Origin of the sequence: Geobacillus sp. CAMR5420 (assembly GCF_000691465.1) — a bacterium.
GTDB lineage: Bacteria > Bacillota > Bacilli > Bacillales > Anoxybacillaceae > Geobacillus > Geobacillus thermoleovorans.
The window spans coordinates 1-2012 of the sequence record NZ_JHUS01000033.1 but is presented as its reverse complement, the minus strand read 5'-3'; the positions used below and the strand labels follow the sequence as shown (position 1 = coordinate 2012).

2 protein-coding genes are annotated in these 2012 nt (G+C 53.3%); both read left to right on the top strand.

The window, feature by feature from the left end:
• Positions 1–907: endospore germination permease (locus tag DI44_RS08500; RefSeq protein WP_033025329.1), on the top strand; the 907-nt coding region annotated here is incomplete at its 5' end.
• A partial coding sequence (locus tag DI44_RS08505) for a spore germination protein (RefSeq protein ID WP_033025328.1) occupies positions 904–2012 on the top strand: 1109 nt, incomplete at its 3' end. The genes DI44_RS08500 and DI44_RS08505, both read left to right, overlap by 4 nt.

The window sequence follows — 2012 nt, the reverse complement described above, 5'->3', positions numbered from 1 at the left end:
ACTGAACGGCGAGCGGCTGTTTGACTGGCTCAAAGCCCGATTTTCGAGCGCGGCTGCTTATGCGATGGCCGGTGTCAGCAGCGCATTCTTGCTTCTTCATAGTTTTGTCACGTTAAACGATACGGTCACGTTTACCACCACATCTTATTTGACGGCGACGCCGAGATGGGCGCTGATTTTGGTCATCGTGGCCGTTTGTTTTTATAACTCGTACCAAGGCATCGACTCGATTGCCAATACTTCCATGATCATTTGCCCGTTCGTCATCGTGTTTGGTTTTTTCGTGATGCTCTCGACCACACCGCATAAAGATTATTCACTGCTCAAACCAATGCTTGAGCACGGCATGGAGCCTGTATGGCGCGCTATGATGTACGCGGGGGCCGGATATGCGGAAGTGATTGTTCTTTTGTTTCTTTCTCATCGCCTGCCTCGCCCGTTTTCATGGAAGGCGCTTGCCGCCATCGCTGTTTTCACAGCCGGGCTGAGCATCGGGCCGACGATTGGCGCCATCACCGAATTTGGCCCCGAGCAGGCGACGCGCCTTCGCTATCCGGCATTTGAGCAATGGCGGATGGTCAGCTTAGGGACGTACATTGAACATGTCGACTTTATGTCGATCTACCAGTGGATATCAGGCGCCTTTATCCGCATCTCCTTGTCGATGGCGCTCATTGTAGAGCTGTTCCCGATCCGCCATCCGCAAACCCGCCGTTGGGTGCTCATTGTCCTTTACTTGGCGATCACATTGGCGGCGCTGGCGCCAGGCAGCGATGAACAGTTTTTGCATTTTGTCAAACATGGGGTGCTGCCGTCATCGCTGCTGTTTAGTCTTGCGCTGTCCGTTGTGTTAAGTGGTTTCGCTTTGTTGGCATACCGAAAAAAGAAAAGAGGGGTGGCAGGATGAAACGACCGATGCGAGCCGCCGAAGGCAAGCGGTTGAAAGACGATTACACAGGGCTCGAGACCGTCATCATCTCCGAAGAGGCGTTGCGCACGATGTACGCCAAATGCCCGGATGTCATCATGACGGAAGCCGCGATTCCATCCTCTTTGCCTGACGGCTCGGCGGCTGTGGTGCACTTGCTGTTTATTTATTGTGAAGAACTGTGCGATACGCAAATGCTGCAAAAAGCCGTCTATCCGATGTTCCGTGAACTGTGCGAACAGCATCCGTGCTTTACGGCTGCTGACATCGAGGCCCGCAAACCGGCGGCGCTTGAGTATATGGGAAAAGAAGTGCGGATCGATGATCTCAACTTCAAGCTGTTTAGCGGTGATTTGCTCATTTATTTTCACGAAGCCGATGTCTTGTACACGATGCCGCTCGCCAGCCCGCCCAGCCGCGATCCGGAAGAGTCGAACACGGAAGTATCGATTCGTGGACCCAAAGATGGATTTATTGAAGAAATCAGCAAAAACGTGGCGCTCATCCGCAAGCGGCTGCGCTCGCACCGGCTCGTCTATGAACCGTTTGTCATCGGCACGCGCAGCCAGACAAAAGTCGGGCTCCTTTATGTCGATGATATTGCCAACACGACCATCATCGATGAGGTGAGAAGCCGTCTGCTCAGTTTGTACATCGACTCGGTGACAAGCACCAATCAAATTGAGGAGTGGTTGTCTGACACCCGGTTTTCTTTGTTCCCGATGTTCGGTTATACCGGGCGGCCCGATTTTGCCGTCAATTCGCTCCTTAACGGCCGTTTTATCATCTTGGTCGACGGGGCGCCGACCGCCTTGATCGGCCCGGGCAATTTAACGTTTTTGCTGAACACGTCGGAAGATAACAACACGTTTTTCTTGTTTGTCGTATTTCAGCGCCTGCTTCGGCTCGTCGGCACTTCGGTCGCCATTTATTTGCCGGGCGCCTGGGTCGCCTTGACCTCCTTCCATCCGGACCAGCTTCCGTTCACCTTGCTGGCGACGCTCATTTTGTCGCGCCAAGGAGTGCCGCTTCCAGTGCCGCTGGAGATGTTTGTGATGATGATTTTGTTTGAGGTGTTTAAGGA